Origin of the sequence: Lysinibacillus sp. NPDC086135, from assembly GCF_044746345.1 — a bacterium.
Lineage (GTDB): Bacteria > Bacillota > Bacilli > Bacillales_A > Planococcaceae > Lysinibacillus.
The window spans coordinates 367,613-384,801 of the sequence record NZ_JBIVCA010000003.1 but is presented as its reverse complement, the minus strand read 5'-3'; the positions used below and the strand labels follow the sequence as shown (position 1 = coordinate 384,801).

Here is a 17,189-nt window from a genome sequence, read left to right as displayed (position 1 = left end):
AGTTGAAGAACATTGTATAGAATTTTACACAATATCAAGGACTTGACTCGATTCTACCTGAGCTATCAGCGATTTTTGCTCTTTTATCAGCGATTTTACCTGGGCTATCAGCGATTTTCGCTCTTTTATCAGCGATTCTACCTGAGTTATCAGCGATTTTCGCTCTTTTATCAGCGATTCTACCTGGGTTATCAGCGATTTTCGCTCTTTTATCAGCGATTCTACTGGGCTATCAGCGATTTTCGCTCTTTTATCAGCGATTCTACCTACGCTATCAGCGATTACGTCTGTTTTCCAAAAAATACGAAACTGCATTTCTATCAATGCAGTTTCGTATTTTTAATTCAATCTATTAAAAAATTTTTGCAGCTCGTTTACACTGTTCACTATGTATGTTGCTTGTGCTTCCGTCAATTCCTCAAGTGAGCCATAGCCATAAGTAACACCGATAGAATCGATTTGATTTTCAAGTGCCCCAACAATATCGTATTTACGATCTCCAATCATAATTAATTGATTGATATTCACTTCATTAAAATGTTCGCGTACATATGCGATAACTTCTCCTTTAGCTGACCGTGTACTATCCAAATTGCTGCCTGCGACAAGGTCAAAAAAATGTTCAAGGTTAAAGTATTGTATAATTTGTTCTGCAAATACAGTTGGCTTAGATGTGGCTATTGCTAACTGATAACCATCCTTCTGTAAATATTCTAATAAAGATGATATATTTTGATACAATTTATTCTCATACATGCCAGTTTTGATAAAACGTTCACGGTAATAAGCAATCGCTCGTTCAATTTGAACATCATCCATTCCATATATTTCTCGAAATGATACTTGCAGCGGCGGCCCAATAAACGTTTCAAGCTGATCAAGGTCTTCTTCAACTATACCCATTTTCCCTAAAGCATATTGAACAGATTTTGTTATCCCTATTTTAGGATCAGATATTGTACCGTCTAAATCAAATAACACTACGCTATACTTTTTCATTACTAGCCCTCCTTTTATTATTAAAGAATTGATTGATACACGGTTGATCCAAAATCATGAATATCTTTAATGTAATCAAACCCTTCAGGTGAGCCAAAGCTGTTAAATCCACGAACTGCCACAATATTTTCTTTAGGAATTACCAATAGAGCAACACTTGTGAAACCAAGTAATTGAAAGCTTCCTTGTGGTAATATTGGGCTTAACTCTGTAACCCCTTCTCTCTGTTGTGGCTGAATGAACCAGAAAAAGCCATTAGTTGGCAAGTTCTTTGGTTTAGAATTTGGGGATTGAATTGTCGTTAATAACTGTATGATTTCTTCAGGTATAATTTGTTTTCCAAGTAATCTCCCTTTATCAAGATGCACTTGTCCCCACTTAGCTAGCTCTCTTAATGTGCTATAAATATTCATTTTACTACCATCACATACGTCGCTTTCATACCAAAAGGGGTTATCATTATGTATTACTTCTATATGCTGTTCGTTTTTTTCACTAAACCAATTTGTTTCAGTTAAAGACAATGGCTGAAATACTTGCTCATCTACAATTTCTGCAATAGTTTTTCCAGTAGCTTTAAAAATGACTTTTGCAAGTAGTTCTACATTAATATCTCGGTATGCCCAGTTATAACCTGCTTTGAATTCCTTCATTACTTTTTCATTTTGCCGACGTAAACCGTGAGTATGGGTGAGTAGATGTCTAATTGATACATCAGCAAAAACTATTTCATTCTCTAAATAATCACTTAGTTTATCATCTATTGAAGCAATATAGTTATGATAAATCGCATATGCTACAGCAAATCCTACATATGTTTTACGAACAGAAGCAAGATGAAAAAGAGTATGGGGTCCTATCCTTTTGGCATCTTGTTGTTGTCCTTGCACACCAAAATATTCTTCTAATACTGTTTGACCATGCTTATTAATAATAACTCCGCCACCTGTACAATCTAATTGTGAGAAAGTTTCCTTTACTTGTGTGAGTATTGCTTGTGAATTCATTTAAACACCTCTCAACATTTCTAGTTCGATGCCTACACTTATCATTGTATACCTATTGGGAATTAATACTAGATGAGTTTCTTAATTCGCGAAACCTTTTATTACCAAAACCGTTATTATTTTTAAGGAGGGGTTGTGTGGATACTCAATTTACTTATAAGCATTTTGTAAATGAAAATACGTTTTCACTTCTAGATCCGATTTTTGAAGCTACCCTACTTTTTGCTGTTTTGCTACTCATTATTGTGATTGTAAAAAAAGTATCTATTTGGTTTTGTTTACTTTTTGCAAGCCTCTCAGCAATTATCACAGGTCAGCTTCTTTGGTTTAGTGGCATTATAGCTGATGAGCTAAACATTGAAGGAAGTTCCAAAGGCTTTTACTGTTTTGTCATTATGCTGCTAATTCATTGTGCAGCTATTTGGATTTCTTTAGTGAAATCCTCTAAACACGAAAAAATACCGCAGTACTCAGAGGAGATTTAACCTACTGAGTATGCGGTATTTTATGAATTATAGCGCTTTTACCTTCGCTACAACATTTTCTACTGTGAATCCGTATTTTTCCATCACTATTTCACCTGGTGCAGAAGCGCCGAACTTGTCAATTGCAAGAACGTCCCCTTCAAAACCAGTGTATTTATGCCAGCCGAATGATGAGCCCATTTCGATTGCAAGACGTTTTGTTACAGCTTTTGGAAGAATAGATTCTTTGTAAGCTGCGTCTTGTTTTTCGAAGCGATCCATAGATGGCATTGAAACAACTGCCACATCTACACCATCAGCTTTTAATGCTTTTTGTGCTTCGACTGCAAGTGAAACCTCAGAGCCTGTTGCAATTAAAATGGCATCTGCCACTTCTTTTGTAGCAGGAGACACTGTATAAGCACCTTTAGTAACACCTTTACGTACTGTATCAATAGATGCGTCAAGAACAGGTAAGTTTTGACGGGACAATACTAAAACAGTTGGTGTTTTTTCAGATGCTACTGCTAGCTCCCATGCAACGGCTGATTCATTTGCATCAGCTGGGCGAACAACAGATAAATTCGGCATTGCACGTAAAGATGCAAGGTGTTCGATTGGTTCATGTGTTGGACCATCTTCCCCTACAGCAATTGAGTCATGTGTAAATACATAAGTAACAGGAAGACCCATTAATGCAGAAAGACGTACAGCTGGACGAACATAATCAGAGAATACGAAGAATGTACCACCAAATACGTTAAGACCACCGTGAAGTGCCATACCGTTCATAGCAGCACCCATTGCAAACTCACGTACACCGAACCAAATATTACGGCCAGCATAATCGTCTGCAGAGAAATCTCCAGCGTCTTTCATCGTCGTTTTATTTGAGCCAGCAAGGTCAGCTGAACCACCGAAGAATGATGGAGTTTTCTTTGCAATTGCATTGATTGCATCTCCAGAAGAAGAACGAGTAGCTACTGATTTACCTGCTTCATAAACTGGTAATTCAGAAGCAAAATCTTCTGGTAATTGACCATTCATTGCCTTTTCAAATTGCGCTGCTAATTCTGGGAACTCTTGCTTATATGCTTCAAACTTAGCATTCCAAGCTTCTTCAGGTTGTGCCCCTTGAACTTCAGCAGCTGCTGCGAATGTATCATATGCTTCAGCAGGAATTTGGAATGGCTCGTGTGCCCATTCATATGCTGCTTTTGTTAAAACAACTTCATCTTGACCAAGTGGTGCACCGTGAGATGCAGCTTTACCAGATTTGTTTGGTGAACCAAAACCGATAACAGTTTTCACTTCAATCAGTGTTGGCTTGCCAGTTGATTTTTTAGCTTCTTCGATTGCTGCGTTAATTGCTTCAACATCTGTACCATCTGCAACTTTTAAATAGTTCCAGCCATAAGATTCGAAACGTTTTTGAACATTTTCTGAGAATGATTTTTCTAAATCACCATCTAAAGAAATATCGTTTGAATCGTATAAAACGATTAACTTTTCAAGTTTTAAGTGACCTGCTAAAGAGATAGCTTCAGCTGCTACACCTTCCATTAAATCGCCATCGCCACAAAGTGCAAATGTATAGTGATCAACGATGTCATGTCCTGGTTTATTGTAAGTAGCTGCTAAATGGCGTTCAGCCATTGCCATACCAACTGTCATAGCAATACCTTGACCTAGAGGCCCTGTTGTTGCCTCTACCCCAACAGTATGACCATATTCAGGATGCCCTGGAGTTAATGAATCCCATTGACGGAAGTTTTGAATTTCTTCCATTGGTAAGCCGTAGCCACCTAGATGAAGTAGGCTATATAAAAGCATAGAGCCATGACCTGCAGAAAGTACAAAACGGTCACGGTTAAACCATTTTGGATTAGCCGGATTATGGTGAAGTTGTTTTGTCCAAAGCGTATAAGCCATTGGCGCAGCCCCCATCGGTAAACCTGGGTGACCTGAGTTTGCTTTTTCAATTGCATCAATTGACAAAGTTCGGATAGCATTAATCGCTATTTGATCCGCATGTTGAGTCATTATTTTGTGACATCCTTTCTCGTCCTATATATTGTTCTTATACAGTTTAGTCAACATTGCTTCAGAAAACAATGGTTTTGTTATACTATTAACGATTTATAACATACTTTATCTTTATTCAGCGAAAAATCCCCCACATTATAAAGCCGGCAATGAGGCCAACTGAATAAAGATAATGCCTCCGGCGGGATGTCACGGATTTTGAAAGGAATTAACATAAGGATGTTAGCCTAAACCTTCGCATCCTGCGAAAACGGCTAACTGACCTGCATTGCGCAAGCCTAAGCACAATTCAAAATCCGGACGCAATTACGTCGAGGCGTAATTGACCTAAATGTGTCATATTAATTGAGAAATTTATTTTTTTTCGCTTGTTTAACTTTTTCTGGTGTTACATCATTTCCTTCAGCATCTACCACTTTTACGTTTTCAATTGTATCTCGCATTGTTGATCTAAATGTATCTAGATATTCTTTACGAAGCGCTGATCGTTCCTTAGCTTCTGCCTCTGTTAATGTACCACTTTTAGCCTTAGCAGAAAGTTCATTGATTCGGTTAATTTTTTCTTTTGATAACATAATTACACACCTTTCAATACATATCTTAATGAATATGGTATGTAAAGTATAGCATGTATCCCCTTGAAATGCAGTTATACCAACCTTTCAAGTATCACTTTATTCTTGAATGTAGTATAGAGCGAATTTCTAGAAACTTCACTCAGTACACACTTGCAAGGAAATAAAAACATCCTTGCAGGTTAAGGACAATTAGCAAGTGTAATTTGTTCTTTATTTACTAGACCATTTTCCAGAAACAGCAGATAACATTAGCCATGGTTCAATAAACATATTAATTAAAATATGAGCTACTATTGGTGCAAAGGTACTTCGTCCAGCTACAATATAAAGCGTTGCGAGAAGACCCCCTAATATTGTGGTACTTATAATAGCAGGTAATGCAAACTTCCAAGCCCCTTTCAAAAGTACCCACATACCGTGAGCAATTCCAAAGAGTATCCCTGAAATTAATATTTGTGCTACGTCTGAAAATGCAATAGTTAATAGGTACTCCATAAGTATATGTCTGAAAACAACTTCTTCAACTATTCCTGTCACAACGGCAGCCCATATCCCAATTACTTTAAGCCAAGAAATAGTAAATAAATGAGCTTTTACAAAAGGTATTGCACTGAGTGTGTATGCAATGTATCCCGTTATGATTAATAGTGTGAAAATCCAAATAAATATATTCGAAAATACATCCGTCCTAAAGCCAATTCCATTTTCAATAAAACCTTCAGGATTATTATAGAACCAAAAAATTATACTAGCTGTTAGCATACTTGCAATACTTACTAATATCCAACCAGTTTTAGTTCTATCACTTGAAGTAGTTATTTCATTCATATTAATCCTTACCTCCTAATAATGAATTGTCAAATAGTCAATTACTCGAAAAATTCATATCCCCTATATTGTTTAGATCTCTATTTCATTTGCAGTACATTAAAAGCTTTTAATTTACCTGGACTCAATATAACGAACGAAATGTACCCCAACAATACGTTTGGAGTAACATGTTGTTATGATTGTGTAAGATGCCTTTTTCGAATAATGACCTGCATTTTCCAAAACGCTGTATATGCTATAATTTTTTTGAGAGGTGATAAAGCTGAAAATAGAGGTAAAAATAGATTCAGAGTATGAAGAGCCACATGTAACAATTTGTACAGCAAAACTTACTCCTACGATACAAGCTGCTATTTCTTTATTACAAAAAGAGAAAGAAGAACAAATTTTAACAGGGCTAGCAAATAATAAAACATATATCATTGATCCAAATTTAATTATTGTTATTCGAACTGAAGGAAGAGAATTAGCTTTATATGATGAAGATAATAATCGCCTCATATTGAATAAACCTTTATATGAATTAGAGAAGCTATTGGGGAATAATTTTATACGGATTTCTAAATCTGTAATTATAAATCTAACAAAAGTTAAAAATATCGAAGCTTCATTTAACGGAACATTGGAAATTGAGCTAGTTTTAGGAATTAAAGAAGTAATTACTCGTAATTATCGAAAGCAATTTAAAAAGCGTTTGGGGGTTTAAGTTAGGTGCATTTTTTTAAAAATGTAGCGTTTGGTGTAAGTATGGGCTGTACAGTTTTTGTTTTTATTAATCTTTTCGGTTCTTGGATTTTTGGAGATATTTTTTTCGAAGCTATAACGGCTGACTTCATACAACAATCCCTTGGTTCAATTATGGTGGGACTCGCTTGTGTATTACCATCGTACATTTATCAAGTAGAACGTTTAACATTTTTACTACAAGCAACTATCCATTTTGCAATTTCTTTAGGTACTTTTATTGTTGTTGCGCTATTTTTAAATTGGCTTCCCACATCGTCTATTGGAATAACTTTGTTAATGCTATTCTTTAGTGTTTTGCTATTTACTCTAATTTGGGTGTTATTTTATCTATATAACAAATCAGAAGTGAAAAAAATGAATAAAAAGATTGATGAGCTGATAAATAAATAGAAAATAAAACTAATGTGAAATATCAAATATTGGAGGAAAAATGAAATGTTTATCAAAACGAACAGACTTTTAATAAGAGAATTTGAGATTCAAGATTGGCAAGCTGTCTATGAATATACTTCGAATCCAAATGTAATGAAGTATATTCCCGAAGGAGTTTTTAATGAAGAAGAAGCTAAAAAGTTCGTATCAGAAAATAGCGGTGGACAAGCAAAATACTTCCCCGTTATTTTAATAAGCGAAAATATTGTCATTGGTCATATTGTTTTCCATCAATATTTTGGTGACCATACGTATGAAATTGGTTGGGTATTGAATCCGAACTATTACAATAATGGCTATGCCTCTGAAGCAGCAAAAGCTGTACTGAATTACGGATTTAAAGAAAAGCAACTTCATAGAATTATTGCTACATGCCAACCAGAAAATATCCCATCCTATCGAGTGATGGAGAAAATCGGCATGAGACGCGAAGGTTATTTTAAAAAATGCATACCAAATGGAGACGAGTGGTGGGATGAATATTACTATGCTGTCTTAAAAGAAGAATGGGCATAAGATCCTTTTAGAGATTATCGATTTCTAGAGGAGAAATTTATATGAAAAAGACCGCTGTATTATTGTATCCCCAATTTAGTGAATTGAGTGTAGCATTATCTATATTAATGCAAAGAAATAAACCCTTCATAACTGTTGGATTAAACAGCGAAAAAAATAAGGGGAATCTAGGTTATCTTGTATAGCAGATACACAAATAAGTGATATTAATCTTGACGAAGTTGATAGCTTGATATTACCAGGGTGTATTATTAATACATGAGCAATATTATTTGATTTTATTAGTCATGTAAATGCCGAAGGAGCTATCATTGCAAGTATTTCTAGCACGCCATCTCTTTTAGCAAAAGCTGGGGTATTAAAGAACAAAAAATATACTGTAGGATTATCTCTAGAAGGTCTGGATAAGTTGGGCTTCTTTGATCTTAGTCATCTCTCTGAAGACTTAGTTGTACAAGACGGCAACATCATAACTGCAAGAGGTATAGGTTTTATACAATTTGGCATTACTGTGGGTAAAGCCCTGCATCTCTCTTTTGATGAAAATTGGTACAGGGCATAAATAAAAATAGCGCTAATTGATGATATAAAAATTTTTTATAGTGAATTTATGAGGAAGAGAGGTAGCAATCGCTACTTCTCTTATTTTTTTGCTATTCATTCTATTCGTCGATCGGGTCTACCCGTCAGTTTGGAACTTAGAACCTTTAAAAATTTAAAAATCAGCGGGACGATAAAACTCCCACTGATTAATACGTTACTTTATTTTGCCCGCTTCCCTCTTGATGTTCCCGATATCTCCTATGGACTGTAGCTTTGCTTACTTCAAAGCCTAAACCTCTAAGAGTCATGGCGATTTCCTCAAAGGTGAAGCCTCGATTACGTAGGTTGACAATTTCGTCTATAGGAACATCCTTACGTTCTTGACCATTTGGATTTCCACGGTTAGATAAATTGTTTTCAGGGCGATAGCCATTTTCAACGGCACGACGCATGCCACGACGTATTTTAGCATTATGGATTCTGCGCTGGTACTCCTCTACGATTGCTAAAATTTCTAAGAGCATCGTATCCATTTCATTTAATTGTATAGGTCCCTCGTCTCGCATAGAAAAAACATCAGTTTCAGTTTTCTGCAATAAATGCAATACTGCCATTCGAGCATTTCCACGCCCTAAACGTGTTTCATCCTGTACAAATAATGCTTCTATTTCTTTTTCTTTAATGAAATCAAGCATTTCTAGTAAACCTTCACGTTCCACATCATAACCACTATGCTTGTCCATAAAAACACGCTTGACTTCGTAGCCCTGTTCTTTGGCATAGCGCATCAACTCCTCTTGCTGACGCTCTAATGAGGAACTTTGTGTCTCTTTTTCTGTACTCACACGGCAATAGACAACAGCCGATTGTTGATTCATTATCATTTTTCGTTTCTCGCAATTTCAATTGAATTTATAGGGGATTGGCCACCCACTACTGGAATCACTAGGGATTTACCTGCAATAATTTGTACGTTCGATAATTCATTTTCTGTTTTCACAAGCTTAATCCATTCATCCGTTTTCATTTTACCACGGTATTGATCGGCTAACGACCATAAGCTATCACCATGTGTGATTTCAATTTCTGTGTATGTTACATCGCCTGGGTCTGTTATAAAAAGGTATGCCGCCAAAAGCAGACAAGCTCCTAATAAAGTTGTAATATGTGGATTTTTCTTTAACCAGTTCATGTTTAAAACCCCTTTTCTAGAATGTTTGTTCGGAATATATGTTCTCATATTAATACGAACAAACGTTTTTGTCAAACACTTTTCGAACCTATGTTTGCTTAAGTGTTCGCATTCTGTTATACTATTAATTAGTAGAATTATTAAAAAAAGAGGTGAGCAATTATGAAAAAAGTTTCGAAAAGACAAGAGGCCATATTAGAGTTCATTAAAGAAGAAGTACGAGCAAAGGGGTATCCACCATCTGTACGTGAGATTGGTGAGGCAGTTGGACTTGCCTCAAGCTCAACAGTTCATGGGCATTTAGCTCGTTTAGAACAAAAAGGCTTGATTCGACGCGATCCGACTAAACCACGTGCAATTGAAATTTTAGAGCCAGAGGATTCTATTCAAAAGCAACATGTTATTCATGTCCCATTAGTTGGGAAGGTTACTGCAGGTTCTCCGATAACCGCTGTTGAAAATATCGATGAATATTTCCCACTTCCAGATATTTATGGTACAAGTGAAGATCAATTATTTATGCTTGAAATTATGGGTGAATCAATGATTGAAGCTGGCATTTTAGATGGAGATTTAGTGATTGTTAAACAAAAAGCAACAGCTGATAATGGTGATATTGTCGTAGCAATGACTGAAGAGAATGAAGCAACTGTAAAGCGTTTCTTTAAGGAAAAAAGTCATTTTCGTTTACAGCCTGAAAACTCAACAATGGAGCCAATTATTGTAGATCAAGTTTCTATTTTAGGGCATGTTGTAGGTCTATATCGTCGTGTACATTAAAAGTATCTCAATATTAAAGTATAAAAAGGGGTTATTATGTTCACAAATGGGCATATACCTCTTTTTCTTATCTTTTGAGTGTTATGTTAAACGCTAAAAAAGAACCCACTTGAAAATGGATTCCTTACACCTAGCAATGTATTCATGTTCATCACCAAGGTTATCTAGAACCTTGGATAAATAATTAATGCTTATAAAGTTTATGCCTCTACCTTAAATTTCAAACTTGCCTTTACAAATGCAGCAAATAGTTTCTTTGATACTGCATCTCCTTCAATAGCTAGCTCTTCAGGATGCCATTGTACTGCTAGACAAAATGGTAAATCATCATGCACTACCGCTTCAACGATACCATCACTTGATTTTGCTACCACTTTCAGCTTTTCTGCTACTACGTTTATTGCCTGATGATGAAATGAATTCACAGCAATTTTTTCTTCCTCAATAATCGTTTTTAATAATGTATCAGGTGATAGATTAACATAATGTGTTGTAACACCTCGTGCTGCTTGTTGCACATGCTTTATTAATTTTTTACTATGATACTCACTTTCAATATCCTGATAGACTGTGCCTCCAAACGCAACATTTAGTATTTGAAGCCCTCGACAGATTCCGAGAATCGGCATTTTCCGAATATAGGCAGCATTAATTAAAGCAAGCTCCACTGCATCTCGTTCAGGATGAACCTTCCCTAATTTTGGAGTAGGTTCTGCGTCAAAGAGGAATGGATGTACATCATAGCCACCCGATAGTAATAATCCGTCCGTCAACGATAAAATTTGTGCTACATCCTCTTCAACGCCAATTGGAATTATCAGTGGAACTCCCCCTGCTTCCATTATACTTTTGCTATAAGCAGCATTTAATCTTGAGGACAAATCATCCTCAGCAAAAGCCGTTATTCCGATAATTGGTTTCATCTTATCCCCTCCATGATCTTTATCTTGCATTCACTGCCTGTAAAAGCCTAATTGGTGAAGACTAGTAATCATTGAAGGAATCCATCAATGATTACTTACCAAAACCCAAGATACCAATTCATCAACGCATCCCCATAGAAATAGATGATAATAGCTGCGAGAGCAATAGAAGGTCCGAATGGTATAGGCGTTTTCCTTCCCTGTCCACGTATCTTTAATACAACGATGCCAACAATCATGCCAATTACTGCCGCTACAAACAGCGTCAAAATTGTATGTATTGTCCCGAGTACGAGACCAAGTAAAAAGAATAATTTAATATCGCCACCACCCATTCCACCTCTTGATAGAACAGCTATACAATATAATATGCCAAAACCTACGACAGCACCAACTATACTGTCCCACCAAGGAGACAAAGGAGAGATCACGCGTCCAAAAACTAGCAATGGTAAAAAGAATAATAGCACCTTATCGGGAATAAGCATATACGCAAAATCCGATACAACAATAATGACTACTAATGAAATTAATAATAGCGCCACAAAAAATTCTGCACTAAAGCCTAATTTCCAATAAACAAAAGCAAATAATAGGCCTGTAATAAGTTCCATCAGTGGATAAATCCAAGAAATTTTTTGCCCACAGCTACGGCATTTTCCACCTAAAAATAAATAAGACAAAACAGGCACCAAATCAAGCGCCGTCAACTGTCTCTTACAAGAAGTGCAATGCGAGGGTGGGCGCACAATGGACTCCTTCATAGGCACACGTAAGCCAACTACATTAAAAAATGAGCCAAGAACAAGCCCAAATAGTAAAACTGTAATTGTATAAGCGATTTCCATTTTTATGTCCTCCTATACTAATAGACGCCCATACACTTAAGTATGCGCGCCATCTAGATTATTGTTGTCCTTCATAATAGAACGTCGTTACTTGTATGGTTGCTTTTAAAGTTGTAGCAGCGTCCTTCTGGAATTTCGCTTCTTCACCCGTTAATGTGAAATCGATCGCATCAATTTTCATCACACGATCAATTTTTTCAATCTCTTTTATAAACTCAACCATAGCTTTATTATCCAATGCGACAACTTCAATATCAAATGTTACGAGTTTTAATTCCTTCGGTAAGGAATCTTTATTAAGAGTAGCAGTTGGTATTTTATCTTTCACTTCAGATGTTGCATCATTCTTAGCAACAGCTTGTTCATCCGCTTCAGTTGCAGATTGCTGTGTATCAGCCTGTTCCTCAGAATTTGTCGAGTTAGGATCTGTAATAGCTGACTCCATTACGAGCGAATCATAATTATTAAAGTCCATAGCTTCTACCCGTGTGCCCGTCACCACTTCAATCTCTTCAATATTTCGAATTACTTCATCAATAGCTCGAGTTTGAGGTACTTTTTTACGTAATATTAAGTTACTTGTACTATTCGATTTACCATTCTTTTCAATTAAAGCAATCTGCTCCTGAATTGTAGAAACTTCTTGTTGAAGGGCGATATTCGAGCTTTCTTTCGCATCCACTTCTTCTAATTTAGGTGTTACTATATAGTAATATAGCGCAAATAAAATTGCTGCAATTAAAGCTGTTAAGATAAGAATCGTTGAATTTTTACTACTTGTCATGATTCTCTACCTCCAGCGAGAAATTTAAAATCAATTCCTAATGTAATAGTTGCCGAATAACGCGGTATTTCCTTAAACTTATTTTTAGCACTTTTTTCCTCTTGATTTCCAATAGCAACATCAAAATTAGAAATAGTATCAACCTGTATATCATTGAAATAGGGGCTTGCAGTTAGCTTTTCTAAATAAGATGATATAGCTGACATCGTTTCAAAATCAGCCGTAATTTCAACATTTTTTTCACCAAATACATAGTTCCTTAAATACGTTTGCTCTGGTAATAATACTTGCGTTTCATCCATTAAAGGTGTCACTGGATAGGATACATTTTCCACAAATTGTACGGATTGCTCCAATGAGCCTTTGTTCGCATTTTGCTTACCATCTAACTCTATTTGAAGTTGTTCGCGTTGCGATGAAAGCTCCACTTCCAGCGCATTTAATGTTGTAAGATCACTTTTTGCTTGGAAAAACAAGAAAATCATATATCCTACTATCATACCAATAAGAATAATAAATACTACATATATTAAAGTAGGTGTTGAATGCTTCTTTTCCAAATTCGGCAAGAGGTTAATGTCTGGTACCATCAGTTAACCTCCTTTAATGCAAGTCCAATTAAGCTTGCAAATTTCTCTGAAAATTGAGGGAAAGTTTTTTGAATGATTGAATCATTTAACATAATAATTGGTATCGAAAAATTATTTTCTAAAAACTCTTTAACGGTTGAAAGTAGTGGATTATCTCCTAAAATGATAATCTCATCTACACTTTTCTCACCTTTATGTAAGGAAAACTTAAAAAAATTCATAATACGATCGATTTCAAGCATTTGATCGGTAAGAATCATACGATACTCATCTTCGACTTCTGAATGATAAGAAAAACGATACTCTTCAATTTCTTCAGGCTTCCATTTCGATAAATCTGTATCAAATGATTGGTATCGTAAAAACTCCAATTGACCGAATGAAAAAATACTTATCGATAATTCATTGATTGACCAATCCGCTATTAAATATGTTCGTTCGTCCTTTATTAACTGCAAATACTCTAATAGACGAATATTACACAACGCTCGAATATCTGCTGCTTGTGGATCTAATGTAGCATCGAGTAAAAGTCCAATCATTTTAGTCACTTCTTCTGAAGGTGCTGCAAATAGCATGGCCTGTCCATCATTAGGATTCGGGTCATACACATCGATAAGAGGATCTTGAAACGGCAGATGAATGGACTGACCAAGCTCCATTTCCACATAACCTTTTAATTCATTCCACTCTATATCATCAGGATGCTCAAAGCTCTTTAACAAAACGGAAGTATCCGGTACAAAAATACGCGCATTTTGCTTTTTGCCAGCCCATTTTGCCACATCATTTTTCATGACATCAAACAATTCCATTTCATCCTGAATAACAGATCCTTCAACAATTCCTTGTGCTAATGGCATTTCATAGCCTTTCCATTGGGACGGATCAGCACCTTTTGCTACAATCGCACGCAATATATAATCTTTAATTTCAATCGACACATGCGATTTTTTCTTTTTTGTAAACATGTGAAAAGATGCCTCCTTCTTGATTTTTTATAACAAAAATCAAAATATATTAATCTTTCATTTGAACATCCAATTTACGAATTGGATGTTCTTTGAAAAATTAATATTTAATCTTTCTTTTTATCCTTATCCGTATTACCCATTGCTTTATTCAAATCTTTTTCACTTATTGAAGTACTAGCTCCAGGTTTAAATGCTCCAACTTCAAATTTCGATTTATTTTTAATATTTTTTAAATCATCAAAAGTTATAGTATATTTTTTGCCTGTTTTAGTATATTCTACTTTATCACCGTCTGTTAATTCACCGTCAAAAACGTCTTTAAGAACATCTGTTTTACAGGTAACAGTTTCTAGAGTTGAATCACCACATGCTCCATCTGCAATAGCAATTTTTGCACCCGCTAGGACACCGGCAGCATCTGAAAGGATTGCTTTGTCTTTAGAATTACTAATAACATTCCCAATCGCAGGAATAGCAATAGCCGCAATAATCGCTAGAATGACAATTACAGCTAATAGCTCGATTAACGTTAAACCTTTTTGATTTTTTAATAGTTTTTTGTTTAAGATTTTTTTGAACATCACTGTTCCTCCTTATAAATTGTTATGATTAGTCCGAAAACACAAGTACAACCATTGCTACAACAACTTTTCTCTCTACCACCCCCTTTAAAGTTAGTCACCTACATATTTTCGTATAATGCGAACATTGGTAGGAAAATCGCTGCGACAATCACTCCTACAACCGCTGCTAAAACTAGTATCATTAATGGTTCAATGAGTGATTTTAATGTATCAACGGACCGATCTACCTCATCCTCATAGAAATCGGCTATCTTCTCGAGCATATAATCAAGAGAACCTGTTTTTTCTCCGATAGATGTCATTTGAGTTACTAAAGGAGGAAATAGCCAACTTTTTTCTAATGGCTCTGATAATGTACCGCCTTTTTCTAGATTATCTCTTGCCTCCAGTACAACCTGTCCTACTACTGGATTCCCTGAAACCTTTTCGACAATTGTCAGTGCCTGTAAAATTGGCACTGAACTACTGAACAAAGAAGATAAGGTTCTAGTCATTCGAGCAATTACATTTTTTTGCATTAAAATACCAAATACAGGAATTCTTAATAATGCATAGTTCACATTGTAATGAAATTGCTTATTATTTTTATAGAAAAATCTAAATAGAAGAATCGATAATAAGAGAATGCCAATCGCAAAATACCAGTATGCTATTAACCAATCCGATATACTGACAACAACGACAGTTAAGATCGGCATTTCTATGTCCATTTCTTCAAAAGTAGCCATAAACGTTGGCACGATAAATACCATTAAAAACATCCCTACAGCGATTGTCAGTACTGATAAAATAGCCGGATATGCCAATGCCGATTGTACTTTTTTCTTAATTTTAAATTGTTTTTCAAGTGTCCCTGCTAAACGCTCTAAAGTCTCATCGATATTCCCCGTTGCCTCACCTGAGCGCATCATATTCACAAACATTACTGGAAAAACCTTTGGGTGTTTGGCCGCTGCGTCTGAAAACGCTGTCCCCCCGCGTATATCCTCTTCCACTTGTTCTAATGCTTTTTTCAAGGCTTTACTTTTCGTTTGGCCACTTAAAATATGTGTTGCCTCTACAATTGAAACGCCAGCACGGATTAGTGTTGCATATTGACGACAGTAAATAACGAAATCCTGATGCTTTACTTTACCGCCAATAGTTAAGTCTTTGTGCAAAATGCTTTTAGACTCTTCCAGCTCACGAGCATTAATGCCTTGTGCTCGTAATTTTTCAAGCGCTACTTTTTTGTTAGTCGCATCAATGATTCCTTTTTTGTGTGAACCAGTTTTTGTGCGTCCACTATATCGAAAAACGGTCAATTATAATCCCCCGCATTCATATATGGCCTTGCTTCTTCCAAAGAAATTTTCCCCATTGCTATTAGCTGCTGCATAGAAGATTCCAAAGTATGCATGCCTAAAGCTTTACTCGTCTGCATAATAGTAGGAATTTGGTGAACTTTTTCATTTCGAATTAAATTTGAAATAGATGGTGCTTGTACTAATATTTCAGTTGCAGCAATACGTCCCTTAGCATCTTTACGTACAAATAAACGCTGTGAAACAATGCCCACTAAAACATTTGCTAGTTGTACACGAATTTGTCCTTGCTGATGTGGTGGAAAAACATCTATAATACGATCAATCGTAGTCGGAGCACTACTTGTATGTAATGTCGCCATCACTAAATGGCCCGTTTCTGCCGCTGTAATGGCTGTTGAAATCGTTTCGTAGTCACGCATCTCGCCTACTAAAATAATGTCAGGGTCCTGACGAAGCGCAGCACGCAAACCATTGGCAAAGCTCTGCGTATCGACGCCTACTTCACGTTGATTAATAATGGATTTTTTGTGTGTATGTAAATATTCAATTGGGTCCTCAAGCGTGATAATATGCTTTGATTTTGTTTCATTAATATGATCAATCATTGCAGCAAGTGTCGTAGATTTTCCTGAACCGGTTGGCCCAGTTACTAAAATAAGTCCCTGTGGTTTTTCTGCTAATTGATACAGTACTTGTGGCATATTTAACGCTTCAATGGAAGGAATTTTCGCTTCAATTAAACGGGCTGCTATTGTCACTTCATTGCGTTGATGATACGCATTTACACGAAAACGACATTTCCCGGGCAATGAATAGTTAAAATCAGTTTCCCCTTTATCATGAAATTCTTGTAATTTATGTTCTGGTAAAATAGTTTTCACCATCGTCTGTAATTCTTCAGAAGTTAGTAGTTGACTCCCATAATGTTCTAGTTGCCCATGGATACGATAAACCGGCGGGATCCCTTTTGTTAAATGGAGGTCAGACGCTTTTTCTTCAAATGCGCGTGTTAATAGCTCATCAATATTTCTAAATGTTGTCATG

At 36.0% G+C, this 17,189-nt stretch carries 21 protein-coding genes; 6 read left to right on the top strand and 15 right to left on the bottom strand.

The annotated features are described in order from the left end of the window. Positions 1-339: 339 nt before the first annotated feature. Both ACIPKN_RS06875 and ACIPKN_RS06870 read right to left on the bottom strand, forming a co-directional pair. Positions 340-999, bottom strand: a complete 660-nt coding sequence (locus tag ACIPKN_RS06875) for an HAD family hydrolase (protein WP_400934513.1) — start codon at positions 997-999, stop codon at positions 340-342. A gap of 20 nt (positions 1,000-1,019) precedes the next feature. Next, a complete protein-coding gene (locus ACIPKN_RS06870; protein ID WP_400934512.1) occupies positions 1,020-2,006 on the bottom strand; it encodes a serine hydrolase domain-containing protein in 987 nt (328 codons plus the stop codon). 137 nt (positions 2,007-2,143) lie between these two features. On the opposite strand from ACIPKN_RS06870, the gene ACIPKN_RS06865 reads away from it, so the two are divergent. Next, positions 2,144-2,491: a hypothetical protein gene (locus ACIPKN_RS06865; RefSeq protein ID WP_248718302.1), complete on the top strand. Its 348-nt coding sequence runs from the start codon at positions 2,144-2,146 to the stop codon at positions 2,489-2,491. Between the two features lie 27 nt (positions 2,492-2,518). Here ACIPKN_RS06865 and tkt read toward each other — a convergent pair whose 3' ends face one another. From tkt to ACIPKN_RS06850, 3 genes are all read right to left on the bottom strand, one after another. Then, on the bottom strand, positions 2,519-4,513 hold the full coding sequence (tkt, locus tag ACIPKN_RS06860) for a transketolase (protein WP_400934510.1): 1,995 nt from the start codon (positions 4,511-4,513) through the stop codon (positions 2,519-2,521). A gap of 344 nt (positions 4,514-4,857) precedes the next feature. Beyond that, positions 4,858-5,091, bottom strand: a complete 234-nt coding sequence (locus ACIPKN_RS06855) for a DUF896 domain-containing protein (protein WP_132363207.1) — start codon at positions 5,089-5,091, stop codon at positions 4,858-4,860. Between the two features lie 213 nt (positions 5,092-5,304). After that, complete coding sequence (locus ACIPKN_RS06850; RefSeq protein WP_400934508.1) at positions 5,305-5,922, bottom strand: CPBP family intramembrane glutamic endopeptidase; 618 nt, start codon at positions 5,920-5,922, stop codon at positions 5,305-5,307. Between the two features lie 256 nt (positions 5,923-6,178). Here ACIPKN_RS06850 and ACIPKN_RS06845 point away from each other — a divergent pair, with 256 nt between their 5' ends. From ACIPKN_RS06845 to ACIPKN_RS06830, 4 genes are all read left to right on the top strand, one after another. Next, positions 6,179-6,631 carry a LytTR family DNA-binding domain-containing protein gene (locus ACIPKN_RS06845; protein WP_400934506.1) on the top strand — a complete coding sequence of 151 codons (453 nt, stop codon included), beginning with the start codon at positions 6,179-6,181 and terminating at the stop codon, positions 6,629-6,631. 5 nt (positions 6,632-6,636) lie between these two features. Beyond that, entirely contained in the window at positions 6,637-7,062 is a 426-nt protein-coding gene (locus ACIPKN_RS06840) for a DUF3021 domain-containing protein (protein WP_400934505.1), read from the top strand. Between the two features lie 45 nt (positions 7,063-7,107). Next, a complete protein-coding gene (locus tag ACIPKN_RS06835) occupies positions 7,108-7,620 on the top strand; it encodes a GNAT family N-acetyltransferase (protein ID WP_400934503.1) in 513 nt (170 codons plus the stop codon). Between the two features lie 265 nt (positions 7,621-7,885). Beyond that, on the top strand, positions 7,886-8,182 hold the full coding sequence (locus ACIPKN_RS06830) for a DJ-1/PfpI family protein (protein ID WP_400934524.1): 297 nt from the start codon (positions 7,886-7,888) through the stop codon (positions 8,180-8,182). Positions 8,183-8,369: 187 nt separating this feature from the next. Here ACIPKN_RS06830 and ACIPKN_RS06825 read toward each other — a convergent pair whose 3' ends face one another. Further along, positions 8,370-9,047, bottom strand: a complete 678-nt coding sequence (locus ACIPKN_RS06825; RefSeq protein WP_400934502.1) for a YneB family resolvase-like protein — start codon at positions 9,045-9,047, stop codon at positions 8,370-8,372. Beyond that, positions 9,044-9,355 carry a cell division suppressor protein YneA gene (yneA, locus tag ACIPKN_RS06820; RefSeq protein WP_400934500.1) on the bottom strand — a complete coding sequence of 104 codons (312 nt, stop codon included), beginning with the start codon at positions 9,353-9,355 and terminating at the stop codon, positions 9,044-9,046. Before yneA ends, ACIPKN_RS06825 begins: the two co-directional genes overlap by 4 nt. Before the next feature lie 162 nt (positions 9,356-9,517). On the opposite strand from yneA, the gene lexA reads away from it, so the two are divergent. Further along, positions 9,518-10,135 (top strand): transcriptional repressor LexA, encoded by a 618-nt coding sequence (gene lexA / locus ACIPKN_RS06815; protein ID WP_132363219.1) that lies wholly within the window; start codon positions 9,518-9,520, stop codon positions 10,133-10,135. A 200-nt stretch (positions 10,136-10,335) separates the two neighbouring features. Here lexA and ACIPKN_RS06810 read toward each other — a convergent pair whose 3' ends face one another. The 8 genes from ACIPKN_RS06810 to ACIPKN_RS06775 form a co-directional block, all read right to left on the bottom strand. Continuing rightward, positions 10,336-11,058: a gamma-glutamyl-gamma-aminobutyrate hydrolase family protein gene (locus ACIPKN_RS06810; RefSeq protein WP_400934498.1), complete on the bottom strand. Its 723-nt coding sequence runs from the start codon at positions 11,056-11,058 to the stop codon at positions 10,336-10,338. Positions 11,059-11,153: 95 nt separating this feature from the next. Then, on the bottom strand, positions 11,154-11,906 hold the full coding sequence (locus tag ACIPKN_RS06805) for a prepilin peptidase (protein WP_400934497.1): 753 nt from the start codon (positions 11,904-11,906) through the stop codon (positions 11,154-11,156). A gap of 58 nt (positions 11,907-11,964) precedes the next feature. Continuing rightward, on the bottom strand, positions 11,965-12,690 hold the full coding sequence (locus ACIPKN_RS06800; RefSeq protein ID WP_400934495.1) for a potassium transporter: 726 nt from the start codon (positions 12,688-12,690) through the stop codon (positions 11,965-11,967). Further along, on the bottom strand, positions 12,687-13,280 hold the full coding sequence (locus tag ACIPKN_RS06795; protein ID WP_400934493.1) for a PilN domain-containing protein: 594 nt from the start codon (positions 13,278-13,280) through the stop codon (positions 12,687-12,689). The genes ACIPKN_RS06800 and ACIPKN_RS06795 overlap by 4 nt, the downstream gene beginning before the upstream one ends. Continuing rightward, positions 13,280-14,251 (bottom strand): type IV pilus biogenesis protein PilM, encoded by a 972-nt coding sequence (pilM, locus tag ACIPKN_RS06790; protein ID WP_400934491.1) that lies wholly within the window; start codon positions 14,249-14,251, stop codon positions 13,280-13,282. The genes ACIPKN_RS06795 and pilM overlap by 1 nt, the downstream gene beginning before the upstream one ends. A gap of 107 nt (positions 14,252-14,358) precedes the next feature. Continuing rightward, positions 14,359-14,835: a prepilin-type N-terminal cleavage/methylation domain-containing protein gene (locus ACIPKN_RS06785; protein ID WP_400934489.1), complete on the bottom strand. Its 477-nt coding sequence runs from the start codon at positions 14,833-14,835 to the stop codon at positions 14,359-14,361. Between the two features lie 101 nt (positions 14,836-14,936). Beyond that, positions 14,937-16,142, bottom strand: a complete 1,206-nt coding sequence (locus ACIPKN_RS06780; RefSeq protein WP_400934487.1) for a type II secretion system F family protein — start codon at positions 16,140-16,142, stop codon at positions 14,937-14,939. Then, a complete protein-coding gene (locus ACIPKN_RS06775; protein WP_400934485.1) occupies positions 16,139-17,188 on the bottom strand; it encodes a type IV pilus twitching motility protein PilT in 1,050 nt (349 codons plus the stop codon). Before ACIPKN_RS06775 ends, ACIPKN_RS06780 begins: the two co-directional genes overlap by 4 nt. Position 17,189 lies beyond the last annotated feature (1 nt).

Coding starts and splice junctions, on each gene's coding strand:
- ACIPKN_RS06795 (WP_400934493.1), bottom strand. CDS start 13,280: ATGGTACCAGACATTAACCTCTTGCCGAATTTGGAAAAGAAGCATTCA.
- ACIPKN_RS06775 (WP_400934485.1), bottom strand. CDS start 17,188: ATGACAACATTTAGAAATATTGATGAGCTATTAACACGCGCATTTGAA.
- ACIPKN_RS06875 (WP_400934513.1), bottom strand. CDS start 999: ATGAAAAAGTATAGCGTAGTGTTATTTGATTTAGACGGTACAATATCT.
- yneA (WP_400934500.1), bottom strand. CDS start 9,355: ATGAACTGGTTAAAGAAAAATCCACATATTACAACTTTATTAGGAGCT.
- lexA (WP_132363219.1), top strand. CDS start 9,518: ATGAAAAAAGTTTCGAAAAGACAAGAGGCCATATTAGAGTTCATTAAA.
- ACIPKN_RS06785 (WP_400934489.1), bottom strand. CDS start 14,835: ATGTTCAAAAAAATCTTAAACAAAAAACTATTAAAAAATCAAAAAGGT.
- ACIPKN_RS06850 (WP_400934508.1), bottom strand. CDS start 5,922: ATGAATGAAATAACTACTTCAAGTGATAGAACTAAAACTGGTTGGATA.
- tkt (WP_400934510.1), bottom strand. CDS start 4,513: ATGACTCAACATGCGGATCAAATAGCGATTAATGCTATCCGAACTTTG.
- ACIPKN_RS06800 (WP_400934495.1), bottom strand. CDS start 12,690: ATGACAAGTAGTAAAAATTCAACGATTCTTATCTTAACAGCTTTAATT.
- pilM (WP_400934491.1), bottom strand. CDS start 14,251: ATGTTTACAAAAAAGAAAAAATCGCATGTGTCGATTGAAATTAAAGAT.
- ACIPKN_RS06835 (WP_400934503.1), top strand. CDS start 7,108: ATGTTTATCAAAACGAACAGACTTTTAATAAGAGAATTTGAGATTCAA.
- ACIPKN_RS06855 (WP_132363207.1), bottom strand. CDS start 5,091: ATGTTATCAAAAGAAAAAATTAACCGAATCAATGAACTTTCTGCTAAG.
- ACIPKN_RS06810 (WP_400934498.1), bottom strand. CDS start 11,058: ATGAAACCAATTATCGGAATAACGGCTTTTGCTGAGGATGATTTGTCC.
- ACIPKN_RS06805 (WP_400934497.1), bottom strand. CDS start 11,906: ATGGAAATCGCTTATACAATTACAGTTTTACTATTTGGGCTTGTTCTT.
- ACIPKN_RS06870 (WP_400934512.1), bottom strand. CDS start 2,006: ATGAATTCACAAGCAATACTCACACAAGTAAAGGAAACTTTCTCACAA.
- ACIPKN_RS06825 (WP_400934502.1), bottom strand. CDS start 9,047: ATGATAATGAATCAACAATCGGCTGTTGTCTATTGCCGTGTGAGTACA.